The 23,440-nt window shown below is 40.2% G+C and carries 16 protein-coding genes and 1 pseudogene; 10 read left to right on the plus strand and 7 right to left on the minus strand.

Going from position 1 to position 23,440, the window contains the following annotated elements; all coding sequences use genetic code 11:
* Positions 1 to 169: 169 nt before the first annotated feature.
* From dnaA to ACMAZF_RS00025, 5 genes are all read left to right on the plus strand, one after another.
* Positions 170 to 1,483 (plus strand): chromosomal replication initiator protein DnaA, encoded by a 1,314-nt coding sequence (gene dnaA, locus ACMAZF_RS00005; protein ID WP_435277295.1) that lies wholly within the window; start codon positions 170 to 172, stop codon positions 1,481 to 1,483.
* 46 nt (positions 1,484 to 1,529) lie between these two features.
* On the plus strand, positions 1,530 to 2,630 hold the full coding sequence (gene dnaN / locus ACMAZF_RS00010; protein WP_435275469.1) for a DNA polymerase III subunit beta: 1,101 nt from the start codon (positions 1,530 to 1,532) through the stop codon (positions 2,628 to 2,630).
* 169 nt (positions 2,631 to 2,799) lie between these two features.
* Positions 2,800 to 3,879, plus strand: a complete 1,080-nt coding sequence (recF, locus tag ACMAZF_RS00015; protein ID WP_435275470.1) for a DNA replication/repair protein RecF — start codon at positions 2,800 to 2,802, stop codon at positions 3,877 to 3,879.
* A gap of 3 nt (positions 3,880 to 3,882) precedes the next feature.
* Positions 3,883 to 6,306 (plus strand): DNA topoisomerase (ATP-hydrolyzing) subunit B, encoded by a 2,424-nt coding sequence (gyrB, locus tag ACMAZF_RS00020; RefSeq protein WP_435275471.1) that lies wholly within the window; start codon positions 3,883 to 3,885, stop codon positions 6,304 to 6,306.
* A gap of 103 nt (positions 6,307 to 6,409) precedes the next feature.
* Positions 6,410 to 7,405, plus strand: coding sequence for an HDOD domain-containing protein (locus ACMAZF_RS00025; protein ID WP_435275472.1), 996 nt, complete (start codon positions 6,410 to 6,412; stop codon positions 7,403 to 7,405).
* A gap of 58 nt (positions 7,406 to 7,463) precedes the next feature.
* On the opposite strand, the gene glyS is transcribed toward ACMAZF_RS00025, so the two are convergent.
* Positions 7,464 to 9,533: a glycine--tRNA ligase subunit beta gene (glyS, locus tag ACMAZF_RS00030; protein ID WP_435275473.1), complete on the minus strand. Its 2,070-nt coding sequence runs from the start codon at positions 9,531 to 9,533 to the stop codon at positions 7,464 to 7,466.
* Positions 9,534 to 9,535: 2 nt separating this feature from the next.
* Positions 9,536 to 10,447, minus strand: a complete 912-nt coding sequence (gene glyQ / locus ACMAZF_RS00035) for a glycine--tRNA ligase subunit alpha (protein WP_435275474.1) — start codon at positions 10,445 to 10,447, stop codon at positions 9,536 to 9,538.
* Between the two features lie 246 nt (positions 10,448 to 10,693).
* On the opposite strand from glyQ, the gene ACMAZF_RS00040 reads away from it, so the two are divergent.
* Complete coding sequence (locus tag ACMAZF_RS00040) at positions 10,694 to 11,272, plus strand: DNA-3-methyladenine glycosylase I (RefSeq protein ID WP_435275475.1); 579 nt, start codon at positions 10,694 to 10,696, stop codon at positions 11,270 to 11,272.
* 101 nt (positions 11,273 to 11,373) lie between these two features.
* Here ACMAZF_RS00040 and ACMAZF_RS00045 read toward each other — a convergent pair.
* From ACMAZF_RS00045 to fadB, 5 genes and pseudogenes are all read right to left on the minus strand, one after another.
* Positions 11,374 to 13,143 (minus strand): annotated as a pseudogene (locus ACMAZF_RS00045) (amidohydrolase family protein); the annotation flags it as partial.
* A gap of 231 nt (positions 13,144 to 13,374) precedes the next feature.
* Positions 13,375 to 13,692, minus strand: a complete 318-nt coding sequence (locus ACMAZF_RS00050; protein ID WP_435275476.1) for a hypothetical protein — start codon at positions 13,690 to 13,692, stop codon at positions 13,375 to 13,377.
* Between the two features lie 83 nt (positions 13,693 to 13,775).
* Entirely contained in the window at positions 13,776 to 14,012 is a 237-nt protein-coding gene (gene tusA / locus ACMAZF_RS00055) for a sulfurtransferase TusA (RefSeq protein ID WP_435275477.1), read from the minus strand.
* Positions 14,013 to 14,147: 135 nt separating this feature from the next.
* Positions 14,148 to 15,311, minus strand: a complete 1,164-nt coding sequence (fadA, locus tag ACMAZF_RS00060; protein ID WP_435275478.1) for an acetyl-CoA C-acyltransferase FadA — start codon at positions 15,309 to 15,311, stop codon at positions 14,148 to 14,150.
* Between the two features lie 58 nt (positions 15,312 to 15,369).
* The gene (gene fadB / locus ACMAZF_RS00065; RefSeq protein WP_435275479.1) at positions 15,370 to 17,523 is read right to left on the minus strand and encodes a fatty acid oxidation complex subunit alpha FadB; all 2,154 of its coding nucleotides are present in this window, start codon (positions 17,521 to 17,523) and stop codon (positions 15,370 to 15,372) included.
* Between the two features lie 335 nt (positions 17,524 to 17,858).
* Here fadB and pepQ point away from each other — a divergent pair, with 335 nt between their 5' ends.
* The 4 genes from pepQ to glmS all read left to right on the plus strand — a co-directional run bounded on the left by pepQ (position 17,859) and on the right by glmS (position 23,426).
* Entirely contained in the window at positions 17,859 to 19,178 is a 1,320-nt protein-coding gene (gene pepQ / locus ACMAZF_RS00070) for a Xaa-Pro dipeptidase (protein WP_435275480.1), read from the plus strand.
* A gap of 6 nt (positions 19,179 to 19,184) precedes the next feature.
* Positions 19,185 to 19,799 (plus strand): YigZ family protein, encoded by a 615-nt coding sequence (locus ACMAZF_RS00075; protein ID WP_435275481.1) that lies wholly within the window; start codon positions 19,185 to 19,187, stop codon positions 19,797 to 19,799.
* Positions 19,800 to 20,212: 413 nt separating this feature from the next.
* The gene (gene glmU / locus ACMAZF_RS00080) at positions 20,213 to 21,577 is read left to right on the plus strand and encodes a bifunctional UDP-N-acetylglucosamine diphosphorylase/glucosamine-1-phosphate N-acetyltransferase GlmU (RefSeq protein ID WP_435275482.1); all 1,365 of its coding nucleotides are present in this window, start codon (positions 20,213 to 20,215) and stop codon (positions 21,575 to 21,577) included.
* Positions 21,578 to 21,593: 16 nt separating this feature from the next.
* Positions 21,594 to 23,426 carry a glutamine--fructose-6-phosphate transaminase (isomerizing) gene (gene glmS / locus ACMAZF_RS00085; protein WP_435275483.1) on the plus strand — a complete coding sequence of 611 codons (1,833 nt, stop codon included), beginning with the start codon at positions 21,594 to 21,596 and terminating at the stop codon, positions 23,424 to 23,426.
* The last annotated feature ends 14 nt before the right edge of the window (positions 23,427 to 23,440 follow it).

Raw genomic sequence — 23,440 nt, forward strand, 5'->3', positions numbered from 1 at the left:
TAAAAGCAAATTTAATTCACAATTAGCGCCACTTTCGCTGGTGATTTATGATCTCAGGGGCTAAAATGATTGCCCTTTTATTTTCGTTTTGGAGTATGCAGTGACTGCATGGATTTGGCAACAATGCTTGGATAGATTGCAAGAAGAGTTACCTGCAACTCAATACAGCATGTGGATTAGACCGCTACAAGCTGAACACGACGAAGATACATTAACCCTTTATGCACCTAATCGTTTTGTTCTGGATTGGGTTCGCGATAAATATCAAGATAATATCAACAGCTTTTTGGTTGAAGCTATGGGGACCGAAGTTCCTACATTACGCTTTGATATTGGTAGCAAGAAAGCTGCACCTGCTCCAGCGACAGCAAACAAACAGTCTGTCAATTCACCTCAAGTTGTCCAAAATAATACGGTGAAGCCAAGTTGGGAGAAGGAAAGTGATGCGCCTCAGGCAACGCTTGCTTCGAATATTAATCGCACTTATAAATTTGATAATTTCGTTGAAGGTAAATCTAACCAGTTAGGCCGTGCCGCTGCTATTCAAGTAGCAGAGAATCCTGGCGGTGCTTATAATCCATTATTTCTATATGGTGGAACGGGTTTAGGTAAGACGCATTTATTACATGCTGTTGGCAATGGTATTTTGGAAAATAAGCCTGATGCTAAAATTGTTTACATGCATTCTGAGCGCTTTGTACAAGATATGGTTAAGGCTCTTCGCAATAATGCTATTGAAGAATTCAAACGTTACTATCGTAGTGTTGATGCGTTATTAATCGATGATATTCAATTTTTTGCCAATAAAGATCGTTCTCAAGAAGAATTTTTTCACACCTTTAATGCACTATTAGAAGGTAATCATCAGGTTATTTTAACTAGTGATAAGTACCCTAAAGAGATTGTCGGCGTTGAAGACAGGTTAAAATCTCGTTTTGGATGGGGTTTAACAGTTGCTATTGAACCACCAGAGTTAGAAACGCGCGTTGCTATCTTACAGCGTAAAGCTGATGAATCTAAAGTTCATTTACCAGATGAAGTGGCGTTTTTTATTGCTAAAAGATTACGCTCTAATGTTCGCGAATTGGAAGGGGCATTAAACCGTGTTATTGCTAACGCTAACTTTACGGGCCGTCCGATTACCATTGATTTTGTTAAAGAAGCACTTCGCGATTTATTAGCGTTGCAGGCAAAATTAGTCACCATAGATAATATTCAAAAGACGGTTGCTGAGTATTACAAAATTAAAGTTTCTGATTTACTGTCTAAACGCCGCACGCGCTCTGTTGCTAGACCTCGCCAGATGGCGATGGCTTTATCTAAAGAATTAACAAACCATAGTTTGCCTGAGATTGGCGAGGCTTTTGGTGGACGCGACCATACAACCGTATTGCATGCGTGTCGTAAAATAGTTTCGTTACGCGAAGAAAACCATGATATTAAAGAAGATTACTCTAATTTAATTAGAACGCTTTCATCATAATAATTATAAAAACTGTCGATAGAATAACGCACAGGAAGCTGAATTTATGAAATTTACTATTTCTCGAGAACTGTTACTTAAACCATTAACTCTTGTGTCTGGTGCTGTTGAAAGACGCCACACACTTGCTGTTTTATCTAATGTTTTAGTGGAAGTAAGTGATAACTTACTGAGAATGACAGGCACAGATTTAGAAGTCGAATTAGTTGGCTTATCTCCACTTGAAGGTGAAGTGATTGCTGGGCGAACAACAGTGCCTGCAAAGAAGTTCTTAGATATTTGTAAAGGCTTACCTGATGGCGCTGTCATTTCTATTGAGGTTGATGGTGAGCGGATGATTATTCGTTCGAGCCGTAGTCGCTTTGTATTAAGTATTTTATCAGCAGATGATTTTCCAAATATCGAAAATTGGCAAAGTGAAATTGAAGTTGTGCTACCGCAACATCAATTGCGATCGGTCATCGAAAGTACCCAATTTTCAATGGCTAACCAAGATGTTCGTTATTACTTAAATGGTATGTTATTTGAGACCGATAACGATCAGCTTCGCACTGTCGCAACTGACGGCCATCGATTAGCAGTCAGCAGCCGACAAATTGCCGCTAATTTACCAAGTAAGCAAGTCATTGTTCCACGCAAAGGTGTCGTTGAATTACTTCGTATTATTGAAGCTAGCGATGAACCAGTAAATATTCAAATAGGCGAAAGTTTATTACGCGCCTCAATCGACAATGCCATTTTTACCACTAAATTAGTGGATGGCCGTTTCCCTGATTATCAACGCGTGTTACCTCGTGGTGGTGACAAGGTGATTGTTACTTCACGCATGGAACTCAAACAAGCTTTAGCACGTGCGTCTATTTTATCGAACGAAAAATTTCGCGGTGTACGCTTTAATTTTGCAACGAATGAATTAAAGATCACTGCGAATAATCCAGAGCAAGAAGAATCACAAGAAATTGTTGATTTAAGTTATCAATATGATGATTTAGAAATTGGCTTTAACGTGAGCTATGTTCTTGATGCCTTAAATGCACTTAAGAGCGATGAAATTCGCATGACCTTGGGTGATGCTAACTCGAGTGGTTTGATCGAAGCTGCTGACACTTCTGAGTCAATGTACGTAGTAATGCCAATGCGTTTGTAGTTGTTTACCTTTGCCATGGTACACATCTTCTGCGTTGTTTGTGCTCATTGGCGGGAGCCAACTGCGCGCAAACACCTTGAAGAGTGAGCACCATGGCTTCGTTAAATCAACTCCAAATAGTGATTGATTCCTCAAAGTACTTTCGTTAAAAAAGAAGACAGGAACGCTTTTGTTACTTAACCAACTTTCAATTTCTCAGCTGCGGAATCTAAAGGATGTGACTTTAGATTTTGGGCCATTGAATGTGATTTATGGTGATAACGGTAGTGGTAAAACGAGTGTTCTTGAGGCGGTTCATTATTTGGCGCTAGGGCGTTCGTTTAGAACACATTTAGCGAGTAGGGTAATTAATCATGACTGTGATAACTTTTTGTTATTTGGTCGAGCAAATAAACATGCATTAGGTGTACAGCGTTTTAAAAATGGTGATGTCACCATTAAGATAGATGGTGAGAAAGCCAAAAAACTCACCGAGTTATTAGATATTCTTCCGCTCCAACTGATTACCCCTGAAAGCTTTGAATTATTAACTGGTGGCCCTAAAATTCGTCGCCAATTTTTTGATTGGGGCGTGTTCCATTTAGACGAAAATTTCATGGCTATTTGGAATAAATGCAAGCGATTGCTCAAGCAGCGTAATGCATTATTGAAACGAAAAGCACCTTATAAAGAAATCTCTTTTTGGGACATTGAATTGGTTGAATGCTCACTGGCGTTAAGTGAACTTAGAAACCAGTATATAAATTCGTTTAATCCCGTTTTGCAGGGTATAATAGAGCGTTTTTTGCCTGACACAGACGTTACAGTAAGTTATAGTCAGGGGTGGGATAAAAAAGCGGATTTAGCTCAATTGTTAGAGCGAAATTATTCACGCGAACTAGCCTTAGGTTACACACTTTCAGGTCCTCACAAAGCAGATTTAAGATTGCGTTGTGGCGCTATTCCTGCGAGTGATGCATTATCGCGTGGACAGCTAAAATTATTAGTTTGTGCATTACGAATTGCACAAGGAGTTCACTTAAAACAACAAGTGGACAAGCAGACAATTTATTTGGTTGATGATTTATCGTCGGAGCTCGATAGTCAAAAACGGCAGCTGTTGATTGACCAGTTGGTTGATACACAGGCGCAGTTATTTTTATCGGTTATTGATGCGTCTCAAATAAAACAACAAACCAGTAAATATCAAACCAAGATGTTCCACGTGGAACACGGTGTGATAAAACAGGACAACTTAGAACGAGAATAATATATGTCAGAAGAGAATAGTTACGATTCGTCGAGTATTAAGGTTCTTAAAGGACTTGATGCAGTACGTAAACGCCCTGGAATGTATATCGGTGATACCGATGACGGCACGGGTTTACATCACATGGTTTTCGAAGTCGTCGATAATTCTATCGATGAAGCGTTAGCAGGCCACTGTAGTGACATCACTATCACTATTCATGAAGATGGCTCTGTATCGGTAAGAGATGATGGTCGTGGTATTCCTGTAGATATTCATCCTGAAGAAGGTGTATCTGCCGCTGAAGTTATCATGACGGTATTACATGCCGGTGGTAAGTTCGATGATAACTCTTATAAAGTATCTGGTGGTTTGCATGGTGTTGGTGTTTCTGTTGTAAATGCACTGTCTGAAAAACTTGAAATCACTATTCATCGTCAAGGTCATGTTTACAGCCAGTCATATGTACATGGTGAACCTGTTGAGCCACTTAAAGAAGTGGGTGATAGTGATAAAACTGGAACGCAAATGCGTTTTTGGCCAAGCAGTGAAACCTTTACTGATACCTTGTTCCATTACGACATTCTAGCTAAACGTGTTCGTGAATTATCATTTCTTAACTCGGGTGTTTCAATCACTCTTGTTGATGAGCGCGGTGAAGGTAAGAGCCAGAATTATTGTTATGAAGGTGGTATTAAAGCCTTTGTTGATTATTTGAATCAAAACAAAGCGACAGTTCATAAAGACATTTTCTACTTCAGTGAAGAGCGTGAAGACGGTACCACTGTAGAAGTCGCTATGCAGTGGAACGATGGTTATCAAGAAAACATTTTATGTTTCACTAATAACATTCCTCAGCGCGATGGTGGTACTCACCTTGCTGGCTTCCGTGGTGCTTTAACGCGTACGTTAAATAACTACATGGAAAAAGAAGGCTTTAATAAGAAAACTAAAACGAGTGCGACCGGTGATGACGCTCGTGAAGGTTTAACCGCTGTGATTTCCGTAAAGGTTCCTGATCCAAAATTTAGTTCACAAACAAAAGATAAATTAGTATCGAGTGAAGTTAAAGCGGCTGTAGAACAAAGTATGGGCGCTAACTTAAACGACTTTTTACTTGAGAACCCTCAAGTGGCAAAAGATGTTGTTGGTAAGATTGTTGATGCGGCTAAGGCTCGTGAAGCGGCGCGTAAAGCGCGTGAAATGACACGTCGCAAAGGCGCATTAGATTTAGGTGGTTTGCCAGGTAAATTGGCAGACTGTCAGGAAAAAGATCCAGCCCTTTCTGAACTATACATAGTGGAAGGGGACTCTGCTGGCGGTAGTGCCAAGCAGGGGCGTAATCGTAAAAACCAAGCCATCTTGCCATTGAAAGGTAAAATCTTAAACGTTGAAAAAGCGCGTTTTGATAAGATGTTATCGTCGCAAGAGGTTGCAACGTTAATCACTGCATTAGGTTGTGGTATTGGCCGTGACGAATATTTCCCTGAGAAAATTCGGTACCACAAAATCATTATCATGACCGATGCAGACGTCGATGGTTCTCACATCCGTACATTGTTATTAACATTCTTCTATCGCCAAATGACAGAAATGGTTGAAAACGGTTATATCTACATTGCTCAACCACCGTTATACAAAGTTAAAAAAGGTAAGCAAGAGCGCTACATCAAAGACGATGACGTGTTAAATGAATACCTAACAACTATCGCTTTAGATGGTAGTTCATTACACGTCAATGCCGAAGCTCCTGGAGTCAATGGTGTTGCACTTGAAGCTCTGGTTAAAGAGTATCGTGTTGTTGAAGCCGGTATCGCACGTTTACAGCTTCGTTACCCAACAGATATTTTAAATCAATTAATTTACACTCCTAAATTAGCAACTGATTCTTTAACTGATCAAAGTGCAGTTAATAACTGGGTAACTAGTTTAGTTGACGTTCTAAATGAAAAGGATGACAAGGGAACCATTTATACTGGTCAAGCCGTACAAGATGAAGAATCTCAATTATTCTTACCGCAAATCATTGTAAGAATGCACGGTGTTGATACACATTACATGTTAGACCAAGTGTACTTTGCATCGAGCGATTACGCCAAATTAGTGGCATTAGGTGAGAACATTGGTGACTTACTTGAAGAGGGTGCATTCGTTAAACGTGGCGAACGTAAGAAGCCTGTAGAGACTTTCTTAGAAGCACTAGAGTGGTTAATGCACGAGTCTAAACGCGGTTTGTATATCCAACGCTATAAAGGACTAGGCGAGATGAACCCAGAGCAACTGTGGGAAACGACTATGTGTCCTGAGAATCGCCGTATGTTACAAGTAACTATTGAGGATGCTATTGGTGCTGATCAGTTATTTACTACGCTAATGGGTGACCAAGTTGAACCACGTCGTAATTTCATTGAAGATAACGCGCTTAAAGTTGTTAATCTAGATGTTTAGTGATTAATGTTAATTGATTAAGAAGGAGCTATAACAGCTCCTTTTTTTATGTCTATACTTAAATTGAATGTCTTATAGAAGCACTATTTGAGGGGAGATAAATATGAGTTGGTTTACTGATTTATTGGATCGAGGTGTAACAGAAAAAGCGGCAGCGCCTAAGTCAAAACCACTGGCCGACCCCGTGACTAAAGTTAAAGTTGACCTAATCAATTCAGAACACTTATTTTATGACTTATTATTTGGTGATACTGCACAAACCTCTGGCCGTAATGAAATTGTTGAAAGAGCGATAATTGATAGGGTTTCTGAAGCGCTAATTAATCCGAAAAGTATACGCTTTCAATCGTTTCCTAAAGCACTCAAAGATACATTAGATAAAATAGATAGTGATGAAGATATTAAAGATATTAAAAAATCATTAGAACAAGATCCTATTTTGGCATCTGACGTCGTTAGATTAGCTAATTCTGTTGCATTTAGTAATTCGTCAAACCAGGTAACTAGTCTACAAGTTGCTATTTCTAGGGTCGGCTTTCAAAATATAAAACAGTTAGTTACTGCTGCTGTGATGGAGCGGATGATGAGGCAAGTTAGTCCTCTCTATTTTAAACTGTTTGGTGAAAAAATATGGCAACATTCGTTATTAACTGCGCGGATCTGTGAGCGAAAAGCCAAACAAATTGGCTATGATCCATATAGTGCATTCTTTATTGGCGTTATTCACGATATCGGTAAGATTGCCATTTTCAGCGAATTAGTTGATGCGGTACAAAAGTCCGAAGAAGACAGTGAGCCAGGGTCACTCTATTTTAGGAAGGTAATGACATCTCTTTCGAAACAATTGACCTATAACATTGTCCGAAGTTGGGAATTACCACAGGCTATTATTGATCCAATTAAGCAACATGTAGTCGTTGGAAAAGTTCAAACAGATCATAAGCTCGTTGATATTTTAGTGGAGTCTAAATTGATAAGTGAGCTTAATCTTCTCTATTTAGAAGATATGATTTCGCTAGAAGAGGCGGCGTTAATTTTTGAAAAGCGCGGTTATGATGAATCAAATATTGAATTTTTGCAGCAAAGTAAAGCAAGTTAAACTTACAAAAAAGCCCCTTCAAAATATATTGATGGGGCTTTTTTCATTCTATTCGATACTAGCTTTGTAGTAATGAAATATCAGCTACATTTAAGAACTGGTTTCTTAAGTTATTTAACAACGCTAAACGATTTAGCTTCGTCGCTGTGTCATCACACATAACCATTACATTATCAAAGAATGCATCAACTGGATCTTTCAATTGTGCTAACTGTGTTAGTGCCGTGTTGTAATCGCTGCTAGCAAATACTGGCGCTAAATCTGTCGTTAATTTTGCAACAACATCTGCTAAGGCTTTTTCTGCATCTTCAACAAGTAAGGTTGAATCAACAGAGTCTGCAATCGCTTCATCTGTCTTAGCTAGGATATTACCAACACGTTTATTAGCTGCTGCAAGCGTCTTAGAAGCTTCTAATGCTCTAAATGCCGTAACGGCTTCAATACGCTTGTTAAAGTCACTAGGACGCGTTGGACGACGTGCCATTACCGCTTTAACGATGTCAGTTGATACGTTTTGATCTTGATACCAGGCATTAAAACGACCCAACATGAAATCTACGACGCTTTCGCTAATTCCATCTTTGATTTTATCACCGTACAGCGTTGCCGATGCTGCGACTAAATCAGATAAATCCAAATCTAAATCTTTTTCGACAATGATACGTAGTGCGCCAATTGCTGCACGGCGTAGAGCGAACGGATCTTTATCACCTTTAGGAATTTGGCCTATGCCAAAAATACCAACTAATGTATCGAACTTGTCTGCTAGTGCAACAGCACAGCTAACGAGTGAACCCGGTAGTTGATCACCTGCATAACGCGGCATGTATTGCTCATTCAGTGCTACGGCAACATCTTCTGACTCACCGTCAAAACGTGCGTAGTACATGCCCATAACACCTTGAACGTCAGGGAACTCTAGAACCATGTCAGTCATTAAGTCTGTTTTACACAACATGCCAGCACGTTTAGAGTCTGTAGTATTCGCACCAATTTTATCAGCGATAATCGCTGCTAAATCTGCAATACGTTGTGACTTTTCTTTCAGTGTACCTAATTGCTTTTGGAATAAGATACTGTCCAAGCTATCGATGCGACTTTCTAAGGTCGACTTTTGATCTTGTGCATAGAAGAACTCTGCATCCGCTAAGCGAGGACGAACTACTTTCTCGTTTCCTTCGATAACTTGTACAGGATCTTTACTATCGATGTTTGATACAAAGATAAAACGCGCCATCAATTTACCGTCACTGTCTAATAACGGAAAATATTTTTGGTTGTCTTTCATTGTGTAGATAAGCGCTTCAGCAGGAACATCTAGGAACTTATCTTCAAAACTACCAACATAGGTAACTGGCCATTCAACGATTGAGCTTACTTCTTCCAGTAAATCATCATCGATGTCTGCTACACCATTTTCTCTAGTTGCTGCATCAATCACTTGCTGCTTAACGATGGCTTTACGCTCTTCGTAATCGGCAATAACGAAACCTTCTTCGCGTAGTAAAGATACATAGTTATCAGCGTGATCTAACACTAATTCTTTATCGCAATGGAAACGGTGACCACGAATAATTCTATCTGACTTACAGCCAAGTACCGTCGCTTCAATTAGCTCACTACCCAATAACACAGCTAATGTTTTCGTTGGGCGAATAAACTGCATTGAATTGCTACCCCAACGCATTGGTTTAGCAATCGGTAATTTAGCTAAAGCCGTTTCAATCATTGTAGGTAATAATGCTTGAGTCGATTGCCCTTTAACTTGCGCTTTAAATAGTAGCCATTCGCCTTTGTCTGTTTTCAGACGCTCTGCTTGTTCAACGGTAATGCCGTTAGAACGAGCCCAGCCTTGAGCGGCTTTCGTTGCGTTACCATCAGCATCGAATGCCGATGAAACTGCTGGGCCACGTTTTTCAACAATTTTGTCTGCCTGACCAGTGGCCAGTGCTTTAACTGATACTGCAAGGCGGCGAGGAGACGCTAAAAAGTCAATGGCTTCATAGGCAATATCTGCTTTGTCTAACTGTGTTTTTATACCATCACGAAAAGCTTCTGCTAATGTACGTAATGACTTTGGTGGTAACTCTTCGGTACCCAGTTCAATGATAAGATTTTCAACTGACATGATTATTTGACCTCATCGTTTTTACATAATGGGAAACCTAACGCTTCGCGTGATGCGTAATATGTTTCCGCTACGGCCTTTGACAACGCTCTCACTCGAAGAATATATCGCTGACGCTCGGTCACTGATATAGCATGACGAGCATCTAATAAGTTAAATACATGCGACGCCTTCATTACTTGCTCATATGCAGGTAATGCTAAACCGGCTTCAATTAACTTTTGGCTGTCTTTTTCACATTGATCAAATTGCGTAAATAGAGCATCTACGTCAGCATGTTCAAAGTTATAAGTTGATTGCTCAACTTCATTTTGATGGAAAACATCACCGTAGGTTACGCGACCTAATGGACCATCTGTCCATACGAGATCATAGATGCTATCGACACCTTGAATATACATTGCAAGACGTTCTAAACCATAAGTAATTTCACCTGTTACTGGTGAACACTCTAATCCGCCGACTTGTTGGAAATACGTAAACTGTGAAATTTCCATACCATTAAGCCAGATTTCCCAACCTAGACCCCAAGCACCTAATGTTGGTGATTCCCAGTTATCTTCGACAAAGCGAACATCATGAACAAGCGGATCAATACCAAGCTCTGTTAATGATTCAAGATAAAGTTCTTGGATGTTATCTGGGTTTGGTTTTAACACTACTTGGAATTGATAGTAGTGCTGTAAGCGATTTGGATTTTCACCATAACGACCATCGGTTGGACGACGGCATGGTTGAACATAAGCACTGCTCATTGGCTCAGGGCCTAATGAACGTAGGAACGTTTGTGGATGGAATGTGCCAGCGCCCACTTCCATATCTAGCGGCTGAACTATAACGCAGCCTTGACGTGACCAATAATCCTGTAGAGCGAGGATTAAACCTTGAAAAGTTTTTGTATCGTATTTAGGCATAATATTACTTATAACTCTTGCCGATGGTGGAAAAATGGAGTTGATTATATACCCAAATGCCACGGGAAAGCCAGTTCTGGTACCTGTATTGAGAGCTCGTGCAAGCTAGGGTTTGGAACATTCGAATTTAGATTACAGATTATGTAATAGGCTCGTTTATATTTTTATAAGTATCACCAGTAATTTGTCGACAATGCTGGTTCTAATAGCGTATTTTAAGGGGGAAAATCGGTATTGGATGGTTGTATGACATTACAGAACAGAAGTATTTGCCCTTGGGTAACAGCAAGCGATAAAACTTATTTAGATTATCATGATCAAGAATGGGGCAAACCAGGTTTTGATAGTATCGAGTTATTTGAAAAGCTGTGCTTAGATGGTCAGCAAGCAGGGCTCTCTTGGATTACTATTCTCAAAAAAAAGCAGGGTTATCACGACGCTTTTTTTAAATTTGACCCTTATAAAATTGTTACGCTAACAGAAATGGATGTACTGGATCTATTGGAAAACCCTAATATTATTCGTAATAAACTAAAGGTTAATTCTATTATTAAAAATGCAAAAGGCTATATTGCCATGGAAAAAGAAGGTATTAATTTTAGTGAGTTTTTATGGTCATTTGTCGGTGGCGCTCCTATTCAAAATAATTACGTATTAAGTGAAGAAGTGCCGACACAAAATCATCAATCATTGGCAATGTCTAAGGCGCTAAAAAAGAGGGGGTTTACTTTTGTCGGACCAACGGTTTGTTATGCTTTTATGGAAGCTGTAGGAATGTTCAATAATCACTTATTAAGTTGTGACATTCATAAAGAGTGCTGTTGATTTCGTTAATGTTGAGTTTCACTACTTCATACATTCGCCCCGGAATATAAAAAAGGCCAATGACAGTTTTGTTCATTGGCCTTTTTACTAACGTTTAGTTGCTATTTTTCGAAGAAGAAAACTTCACGTTTTTTCGGATGATTACCAATTTCATTCATGGTATTTGCATCATACAAACGACCATTGAGCATGGTGTATTGTACTTTACGAGTATCGCGAATGTCATTTAGTGGGTCGCCATCAATAACAATTAAATCAGCTAACTTGCCTTTCTCGATAGACCCAATGGCGTGGTCGAGTCCTAGGTAATGAGCTGGATCTATAGTTGCTGTGCGCAGTGCTTCTAGTGGTGTCATTCCACCTTGAGCAAAGCTCCAAATTTCCCAATGAGCGCCTAAGCCTTCACGTTGACCGTGACCACCAATATTGGCTTTTACACCTAAATCACGAAGTTCTTTGGCTACTTTAGCGTTGCTAATATGGTTGTAGTGATGATGTGGTGCTTTAGTGCGACGCATTGAACGTGGTTTAAAGGCTTGCGCAGGTACAAATGCATTAAGCTTTTTATCCATCCAAACGTCAGTTTTGTCATACCAGTAGTTTTCGCCCCAGATGCCGCCATATCCTACAACTAAAGTAGGCGTATACCCAACATCAGTTTGGCTCCAAAATTGTTTAATATCATTATAAATTTTTGCTGTAGGAATAGAATGTTCGATACCTGTGTGGCCATCAGCAACCATTGATAGATTGTGTTGCAACAATGAACCACCTTCAGGAACAACCATCATTTCTAATTCACGGCCGGCTTGAACTATTTGCTGACGCTGATTACGACGTGGTTGGTTATAGCTTTTGACACTAAAGGCACCCACTTTCTTCAAACGTTGTAAGTGAAATTTTGCATCCTCTAGGCTATCGACGTGTGAGGTATAGCCAGCACCATGTGCTCCATACAAAATAGTACCAGTCGAATAAGTCCGTGGTGCAACAATATCACCAGCTTTTTGTAATTCGCTCGCAGTGAAAATTTCAGTGGTATCGTTAGACGGATCGTGAATTGTGGTTACACCATATGTTAACTCGGCGTAATTTTCCCAGTTTTGCTGTGGGATAATTTCATTAACGCCCTGGCCGCCATGATGATGAACATCGACTAATCCAGGCATGATTGTTTTACCTGCAAGGTTTATCGTTTTATCAATGTCATTCAACGGAGCTTCATCTGCATTTCCTAGCCAAGAAATTTTGTTATTCGTGACGATAACAGTGCCATTTTCAATGACTTTATCACCATTCATAGTAACAATTTTTGCATTAGTTAAGGCCAGTGTTCCACGTGGAACATCTACTTTTTTTGTGAAACCAATATCTAAACCATTTTCTACTTTTTCGAACGTATTCTTTTTATCATCAGATAAATCATAAATATATAATGATGACTTAAAGTCATCGCGAGCAATATAAGCTAACTTTTTACCATCAGGGCTTGGTGTCGGTCTGATGGCTCCACCCATACCACTGATAATAGTTTTAATCCCACCTGACTCACGGTCAAGGCGTTTAATCTTGTAAATACCTTTGACTGAATCTTTGCTGTAATGGAATGTTTTACCAGGTGTGGCGTCATTACTGAAATAAACATATTTTCCATCAGGTGAAAAAGCGGGTTCGCCTAGATCTTTTTGGTCATTTGCGCGCGTTGTTAGTTTTACGCCGTTACCGCCAGTTTTGTGATACATCTAAACTTCACCTGCGCCCAATGAACGTGATGAAGTAAAGTGTTTGCGAGCAACTAGATAATCACCATCGGGGCTCCATGCCGGGCTGTTTAACAAGCGAAATGTTTCTTTGGTAACGGCACGTGGGTTACTACCATCGCTGTTCATTATCCAGATATTATCGCCACCACCTTGATCTGAAGTAAAGGCGATGTGTTTTCCATCGTGGCTAATACCAATTGCATTAAATATTTGCCCACTTGTACTTGTTAAAATTAACTAAAATTAACTAAAATGGCGTTGCTCTCAATCCTAATAGCCAGCTATTAGTCAATCGAGCGCCTTGTTTTAGCTGATTTTCTCTACGCACAACAAGATCACTTACTTAATACAATTGGTATAAGTAGGTTGCATGTGCCAAGCAATTCCTTTGATGAGTGGAGTAGCTGTTCCGCCGGCAATTGGCATGCTGTAGATATCACCAAGGAGGTCGAAAACAATAGTTTTACCGTCAGGACTGACGTCGACATTCATCCAAGTGCCTTCAGACACTTTTATTGAAATGTCTTTGAAATCACCTTTTGGGGCGTTTACGTCCCATTTTTTATTTGATTCTTTATTTTCTTCACCGGCCTGTGATGGCTGAGACAATGCAGCCATCGACAAAGCGATAATAAGCGGTTTTAAAGAGAAGGTCATAGCTCTTTTCCTTGTTATTATTATTGCACGCATAATAACGGTTAATCAGCGGACTAATTAAACAAGAAAAATGTAAATACTCGTTAGCCTTTTTTAATGAGGTATTGAAAAGGACTTTGGCGTACTTGCTGAGACAGTAATTCATGATCCATAAAACGGCAAAAACTTGGAATATCACGTGTTGTTGACGGATCATCTGCAACAACGAGCAATGTCTCACCGGTGGCTAATTCACGCATTTTTTTTCGAACCATCATCACAGGCTCTGGACAGCGAAGGGTGATAGCATCCAGTTGATAATTAGCAGTAGAAAAATCCATAGGGTAAGTCTCATAAATTAGATAGCAGAATTCTAACGGCAGATAAGCATATTGCCAATGAGCAACGTTGAAAAATGTAATTTCATCGACAAAAAGCCAGCTCGAAGCTGGCTTTATCAAGTTATTACGTAATAACTATGGGCGTTCAAATACCGTTGCGATACCTTGGCCTAAACCAATACACATAGTTGCCAAGCCTAGCTTAGCGTTTTTGTCTTCCATGATGTTGATTAGTGACGTAGAAATACGCGAACCAGAACAACCTAGCGGATGGCCTAATGCGATTGCACCGCCATTTAGATTTACTCGGTCATCAAAATTATCCATTAAACCAAGATCTTTTGCGCAAGGGAGAGACTGTGCAGCAAAAGCTTCATTTAATTCAACAATATCAATGTCATCCATAGTTACACCTGCTCGGGCTAATGCTTTTTGTGTTGCAGGTACAGGGCCGTAACCCATGATTGATGGATCACAACCAGCAATAGCCATTGAACGTACTTTAGCGCGAGGTGTTAAACCAAGTTCAGCGGCTTTATCAGCTGACATCAATAACATTGCTGAAGCACCATCAGATAGCGCAGATGATGTACCAGCAGTCACAGTTCCGTTTGCAGGATCAAATGCTGGACGTAATGTACTTAATGTCTCTACAGTTGTTTCTGGGCGAATCACTTCATCATTTTCAACTAAAATCATCTTACCATCAGCATCGTGACCGTGAATTGGCAAAATCTCTGATTTAAAACGACCTTCAACAGTTGCTTCATGTGCTAAGCGGTGAGAACGAGCACCAAATTCATCTTGCTGCTCACGAGAAATACCGTGCATTTTACCTAACATTTCTGCTGTTAGTCCCATCATGCCAGCTGCAGAAGCAATTTTCTTAGCCATAGCAGGGTGGAAATCAACGCCGTGGTTCATTGGTACATGACCCATGTGCTCAACACCACCAACGATAAATACATCACCATCGCCAACTTGAATGGCACGTGTTGCATCGTGAATAGCTTGCATTGATGAACCACACAAGCGGTTTACCGTGCTACCACCAATAGATTTTGGTAGGCCGGCTAAAATAGCTGAGTTACGCGCAATATTAAAACCTTGCTCTAACGTTTGTTGAACACAGCCCCAAATTACATCTTCGATGTCTTCAGGATCAACGCTAGGATTACGCTCCATTAGACCTTTCATTAGGTGTGCTGATAATTCCTCAGCACGGACATTGCGAAATACACCGTTTTTTGAACGACCCATTGGGGTACGAATACAATCGATAACGACAACTTCTTTCATAATTTTTATCTCCAAATCTTCGTCGGCACTTGGCTAACACCAAGTGCTCAGAGTAAGCTTAAGCGTTGTAATAAGTTGTACCAGCAGCGGATTTCTCGCGCATGCCATCGGTAACTTTGTACATTTCACCTAGGTGAGCATAGCTGTCTGCTAACTCAACGAATGCTGCTACGCCCATAGTATCAACGTATTGGAATACACCACCTCTAAACGGAGGGAAACCAAGACCAAATACAAGACCCATGTCTGCTTCGTTAGGGGTTGCAATGATACCTTCTTCTAAACAGCGTACTGTTTCGATAACCATTGGGATCATGGTGCGAGCGATAATTTCGTCACTGCTAAATTCTTTAGTTCCAGCACTTACTGATGCAATAAGTTCTAACGCTTCAGGAGCGACTTCTTTCTTTGGCTTGCCACGGCGATCTACGCTGTGATTGTAGAAACCTTTACCGTTTTTCTGACCAAAGCGCTCTGCTTCAAACATGGCATCAATTGAATCACGCTCGGTCTTAGCCATACGTGTTGGGAAACCTTGTGCCATCACGTCTTGTGCGTGATGAGCCGTATCCATACCTACAACGTCTAGTAAGTATGCTGGACCCATAGGCCAACCAAATTCTTTTTCCATCACTTTATCGACTTGAGCGAAATCTGCGCCGTCGTTAATTAGCTTAGAGAAACCACCGAAGTATGGGAATAACACACGGTTTACAAAGAATCCTGGACAGTCGTTTACAACGATAGGCGATTTACCCATTTTCGCTGCATAAGCAACAACAGTTGCAATAGTTTCGTCTGAAGTATTTTCACCGCGAATAATTTCAACTAACGGCATGCGATGCACAGGATTAAAGAAGTGCATACCACAGAATTTTTCTGGGCGTTTTACGCTTTTTGCTAATTCGTTAATTGAGATAGTTGACGTGTTTGATGTCACAATGGCGTCTTCGCTAACGTGACCTTCAACTTCTGCTAATACCATTGCTTTTACTTTTGGGTTTTCAACAACAGCTTCAACAACAATATCTACGTCTTTTACAGATTCGTAGTTAAGAGATGGGGTAATGCTATTTAACACCTTCGCCATCTTCTTGCCATCAATACGGCCGCGCTTAAGCTGTTTGTTTAAAATACCCGATGCTTCGTTTAGCCCAAGATCAAGAGCAGCTTGTGCAATATCTTTCATTACAATCGGTGTGCCTTTACTCGCCGACTGATAAGCAATACCACCGCCCATGATACCTGCGCCAAGTACTGCTGCAGAATCAACTTTTTGAGCTTGTTTAGCAGCCGCTTTAGCGTTGCCTTTAATAAGTTGATCATTAAGGAAAATGTTCACTAAAGAATGAGCAACGTCAGTTTTTGCAAGCTTAACAAAACCTTTGTTTTCAACAACAAGTGCATCATCACGAGTCATTGAAGCACTTTTCTCAATGGCTTTTAATGCGGTCATTGGTGCAGGGTAGTGTTTACCTGCTTTCGCTGCAATCATGCCTTTTGCTGTGCCAAATGACATCATGCTTTCAATTGGAGATAGTGTAAGAGGGGTCTTCTTCTCTTCACGACGTGCTTGCCAATTGAATTTTCCAGCGATAGCATCGTCTAGCATTTCTAATGCAGCTTCACGTAATTTTTCTGGTGCGACGACAGCGTCGACTGCGCCCATTTTTAATGCTTTATCTGCTTTATTGTTACCACCACCGGTAATCCATAATAATGCGTTATCACAACCAATAAGACGAGGTAGGCGAACAGTGCCACCCCAGCCTGGCATAATACCTAACTTAGTTTCTGGTAAACCAACCACTGCTGTTGTGTCTGCAACACGGTAATCTGCAAGTAAGATTGCTTCACAACCACCGCCTAATGCAAAACCATTTACCGCAGCAATTGTTGGGCAAGGTAAGTCTTCAAATGCATTGAAGGTAACGTTAACTTCAGCTAGCCACTTTGATAATTGCTCTTGTGGCGCATGAAAGTGTGTAGTGAACTCTGTGATATCAGCACCAACGATAAAGGCTGATTTTCCACTAGTCATTACAACACCTTTAAGATCGGCTTGTGCTTGTAATGCTTTAACTGCTTCTTCAAATGACGCAAGAGTGTTTTGGTCAAATTTATTAACAGAACCGTCTTTAGCGTCAAACTTTAACTCTGCAATGCCATCTTTGATGTAACTTACAGAGAGAGTACTAGATTCATAGATCATGTTTTAATTCCCTCATCGAACTTTATGATTGAACTGGTTTACTTCAATTCATTCAGCTAATTTTTATGGATAGTTGTTTATAGCGACAGCCAAGTTTCGCTTGAGATGGCATAAATATCAACTATTAATTCAAACAAATGTTTTAACTGAGTGTTTTTATTAAAATGGTTTGAGTTTATGTTGTTATTTATCAGATGTTTATGTGTTATGTCTTTGCGGTTCTATTTAGTCTAATGTAGGACGGTTAAGATGACATTTTGATGACTTAATACGAAGAGAGCATTAATCATGAGAGGTTGCTATAATGCGGAAAACTTTTGCTTTGAGATGAATTTATGGAACAACTACAAACGCTATTTTCTCAACATATAGATGAGCTTAATGCGCGCGCTAAAACGATAATGGTGCGTGAAAATATTAGCACATTGGTTATTCATTCGGGGCAACCTCATCGCCAATTTTTAGACGACATGGACTATCCATTTAAGGTTAATCCTCATTTTAAAGCGTGGGTACCAGTAACCGATAACCCAAACTGCTGGGTAATTGTTGACGGTGTTTCAAAACCAACACTTGTGTTCTATCGTCCTGTCGATTTCTGGCATAAGGTACCTGATGAGCCAAATGACTTTTGGACCGATGCATTCAATGTTGTGTTAATCCAAAAAGCAGATCATATAGCTGAGCATTTACCACAAGATGTAAGCCGTGCTGCTTATATTGGTGAACATATTGATGTTGCGGATGTATTAAACATTGGTTTACGTAATCCAGAAGAGTTGTTGTCTTATTTTCATTATCACCGCGCGTACAAGACAGATTACGAAATGGTTTGTTTGCGTGAAGCAAATCGTTTGGCAGTAAAAGGGCATCAAGCCGCTAAAGCTGCCTTTATGGCTAAGAAGTCTGAATATGATATTCAGATGGATTATTTACAAGCCATAAAGCACACCGAAAATGAAGTGCCTTACGGAAATATCGTCGCATTAAATGAAAATGCCGCTATTTTGCACTACACCATGTTAGAGCAAGTAGCACCAACAACGTTTGAATCGTTTTTGATTGACGCCGGAGCTAATTACAATGGTTACGCGTCGGATATCACTCGTACTTATGCTTATGAAGATAATGAATTTAATACACTTATAAAAGCATTAGACGCTAAGCAACTCGAATTAATAAACACCATTAAAGCAGGTGTTAGCTATGTTGATTTGCATCTTGCAATGCATGAAATGATAGCTCAGTTATTAAATGAGTTTGAGATTGTTAACCTTGATGCACAAACTATTGTTGAAAAAGGTATTACCAATACTTTCTTCCCACACGGTTTGGGCCATTTCTTAGGTTTACAGGTTCACGATATGGGGGGCTTCATGTCAGATGAAACAGGAACTCATGTTGCTGCGCCTGATAGTCATCCATTCCTACGTTGTACTCGTGTTATTGAACCGCGCCAGGTGATGACCATTGAACCTGGTTTGTACTTTATTGATAGTTTATTAGAAGAGCTACAAGCGACTGATAATAATCAATATATCAACTGGAAAAAGGTTGCAGCTTTCAAACCTTTTGGTGGTATTCGAATCGAAGACAACATCATTATTCATCAAGGCCATGTTGAAAACATGACTCGTGATTTTGGCCTTGAATAAGTATTAATGAATACTCAACCCTATCGTGTATTGTCTGCACCGCTGATGGTGCAGACAGAAGTTAAACGCAGTAAATTTTTAGCTTACGTTGCGCCCACCCAAGGTATTGAAGCTGCCAAAGTATTTATCCAACAAATTAAACTAAAGCATCCTGACGCTAGTCACAATTGCTCGGCGTTTGTTGCTGGGCGTCCTGAAAATACAGTCGATATTGGTTATTCAGATGATGGGGAACCTTCAGGCTGTGCAGGACGCCCAATGCTCAACGTGCTTCAAGGGAGTGGCGTAGGTGAAATTACCGTTGTAGTGACACGTTATTTTGGCGGCACTAAATTAGGTACAGGTGGCATGGCACGCGCTTATGGTGCAGCAGTGAGCGCGGTGTTAGCAGAAATTGAAACCAAAGAGAAAAGTGTTTCGTGTGAATTAGCTTTTAGTTGCGATTATCAATGGACAACACAAGTTGAGATGTTGGTAAATCAATTCGACATATCCATTGTTAGTGCTAACTATCATGAAGGCATCGACTATATAGTTGAAATTGATGTGAGACAGCGAGAAGAGTTTGCTGCGTTGATTCATCAAAGAACTAATGGGCAAGTTACGATTAATCTTAAATAACCTATTCGGTGATAAAACCCGCAAATTTTAGTGCTTAACTAGGGTCTGTTGATCTTTGTGGTTCAAATTTTGTTCAATCTAAAAGGGTTTTGGGCAAGGCATGAGGATTGATGCTGGGTTTACCCCAGTGAATGACGAATAACGCGGCACAAAATCCTTTTAGATGAATCCAACGGACAGCATTTGTTTGTTATTTCTACGGCGTTATCGCCTATTCGTGTATTGCTACATGGATGTAGCTCATTAGGATAATGCAGGAGCTATTATCGAGCCAGCTACACCACATAGGCTCTGCCTTGCAGAAACCTCAAACAAATTGCTGCAAAAATGAACTCAAAAGATCAACAGACCCTAGCCATAGCCTAGCATTTTGATTAGAATGCAGTTTCCTCAAATTTTTATCTAACAGTCTTATGGAATTACATCTTGTTATTTTGGCAGCGGGCAAAGGAACCAGAATGCGTTCAGCGTTGCCAAAAGTGCTCCACAAAATCGCCGCTAAATCGATGGTAGAACATGTTATCGATGCCGCAACTCAACTTCCTCATATCGCGTCAACTCAGCTTGTTTATGGGCATGGTGGTGATTTAATGCAACAAGCATTAGCACATCGAGATGTTAACTGGGCATTGCAGGCCGAGCAATTAGGAACTGGCCATGCGGTAGCACAGGCCATGCCGGACTTACCAGATAGCGGTAAAGTACTCATTTTATATGGTGATGTACCATTAATTTCTACTGAAACGCTAGCACGATTAGTCGATGTTCAACCAAGTGGCGGCATTGGGTTATTAACTGTTGTGTTAGACAACCCGACTGGATACGGACGAATTGTCCGTTCAGATGGTCAAGTCGTTGGTATTGTTGAGCAGAAAGATGCGAATACACAGCAGTTAGCCATTACTGAAGTGAATACTGGTATTTTGGTGGCTGATGCTATTGATTTAAAACGTTGGTTAGCGAACTTAAGTAACGATAATGCTCAGCAAGAGTATTACCTGACCGATATTATCGCAATGGCTCATCAAGAAGGCCGTGCTGTTATTGCTGCACACCCTGACTCTGCGGTCGAAGTTGAAGGCGTTAATAATAAGCTGCAGTTGGCGCAACTTGAGCGAGCTTATCAATTACAACAAGCACATCAGCTGATGGTTGATGGTGCGACACTTCATGATCCCGCTCGTTTAGATATTCGCGGTTCAATCGACATCGGTCAAGATGTTGAAATTGACGTTAATGTTATTATTGAAGGCAAGGTTGTCTTGGGCAATAACGTTAAAATTGGTGCTAACTGTATTCTAACTAACTGTACTGTTGCAGATAATAGTGAAATTAAAGCTAATTCAATTGTTGAATCATCAACGGTAGGTGCCAATTGTTCAGTTGGTCCATTTGCACGATTAAGGCCGGCTTCAGTGATGCTAGACCATTCTCACGTCGGTAATTTTGTTGAAATGAAAAAAGTTGAGTTAGGTGAAGGTTCTAAAGCTGGGCACTTAGCGTATATTGGCGATTCTATTATTGGACGTGATGTGAATATCGGCGCAGGTACTATCACTTGTAATTATGATGGCGCTAATAAGCATCTGACAGAAATTGGCGACAATGCATTTATTGGCTCTGATAGCCAATTGGTTGCCCCTGTTAAAATTGGTGCGGGTGCAACAATTGCCGCTGGCGCAACGATAACTAAAGAAGTTGGTGCTAACGAGTTGGTGTTAACTCGCGTAAAACAGCGTCACATTGAAAACTGGGCTCGCCCACAAAAGAATAAGTAACAAGGAATAATAAAATATGTGCGGAATAGTTGGCGGTGTTGCACAACGCGATGTAAGTGACATTTTAATTGAAGGCCTAAAGCGCCTCGAATACCGTGGGTATGATTCAGCGGGTTTAGCTGTGATTAAAGAAGCTGGAAGCTTTGAACGTGTACGTAGTGTTGGTAAAGTTAAAAACTTACAAGATAAAGCGACTCAATTTGATGTATCTGGTGGTACAGGTATTGCTCACACACGTTGGGCTACACATGGTGGCGTAACTGAAGCTAATGCTCATCCACATACATCTAATAATGATATTGTTGTTGTCCACAACGGTATTATCGAAAATCATAATGAATTACGTCAAACGTTAAAAGCTAAAGGTTATGTTTTTTCGTCAGATACTGATACTGAAGTACTTACTCACCTCATTGCAGATAACTTTAAATCGGAATCATCGTTATTAGAAGCTGTTCAGCAAACGACTAAGATGGTGCGCGGTGCATACGGCATGGTTATTATGGCTGTTAATGATCCTGAACAAGTTGTTGTTGCACGTTCTGGTAGCCCGTTAGTGATTGGTGTTGGCCTAGGTGAAAACTTTATTGCTTCTGATTTACGTGCATTATTGCCAGTAACCCACACTTTCATGTATTTAGAAGAGGGCGACGTTGCTAAAGTTACTCGTCAATCTGTGGAAGTATTTGACAGTGAAGGTAATGCTGTCGAGCGAGAAGCTAAAGAAACAGATATTACAGCAGAATCTGATGGTAAGGGTGAATATCGTCACTACATGATGAAAGAAATTCATGAGCAACCACTCGCTGTTCGCAATACATTGGCAGAGCGTTTAGTTGATGATGTTGTTGCTGAAGATGTATTTGGTGCTGGTTCTTCTTCGGTCTTTGAAAAAGTTGAACACATTCAAATTATCGCATGTGGTACTAGTTACCATGCTGCTATGGTTGCAAAATATTGGTTAGAAAGTCTTGCCAATATCTCATGTAATGTCGAAATAGCCTCTGAGTTTAGATACCGTAAATCATTTGTTCATCCAAACAGTCTATTAGTGACTATTTCACAATCTGGTGAGACGGCTGACACGCTAGCAGCTTTGCGATTGGCGCAAGAAATTGGTTATATGTCATCGTTGGTTTTATGTAATGTTGACGGTTCATCACTAGTACGTGAATCAGAACTTGCCTTTATGACAAAAGCTGGCGCTGAAATTGGCGTTGCTTCAACTAAAGCATTTACAACACAGCTTGTCGGATTATTGATGATGGTTTTAGCCATAGGTCAAAAGCGTGGTATGCCACAAGAGACGCAGCAAGCTATTTCAAGTGCATTGAATTCATTACCCGCGAAATTGGAAGAAAGCTTATCGTTGAATGATGCTATCCAAGCATTGGCGCCTGAATTTGCTGATAAGCATCATTCATTATTTTTAGGTCGTGGCGATCAATATCCAATTGCAATGGAAGGCGCATTAAAGCTAAAAGAGATTTCTTATATTCATGCGGAGGCTTATGCCGCTGGTGAGTTAAAGCATGGTCCATTAGCGCTCATTGATGCTGATATTCCAATTATTGTTGTTGCACCAAACAATGAGTTATTAGAAAAGTTACATTCTAATATTGAAGAAGTACGTGCTCGTGGCGGCATATTATACGTATTTGCAGATGCCAATAGTCATTTTAAGAGTGATGAAACAATGCGTGTTATTGATGTGCCTGCAGTCGATGAGATTGTTGCGCCAATTCTTTATACCATTCCATTACAACTACTGTCTTACTACGTTGCGATTATCAAAGGTACTGATGTTGATCAACCTAGAAATTTAGCAAAATCGGTAACGGTAGAGTAATTGATACATTTGCC

Source organism: Psychrobium sp. nBUS_13 (genome assembly GCF_051201665.1).
GTDB lineage: Bacteria > Pseudomonadota > Gammaproteobacteria > Enterobacterales > Psychrobiaceae > Psychrobium.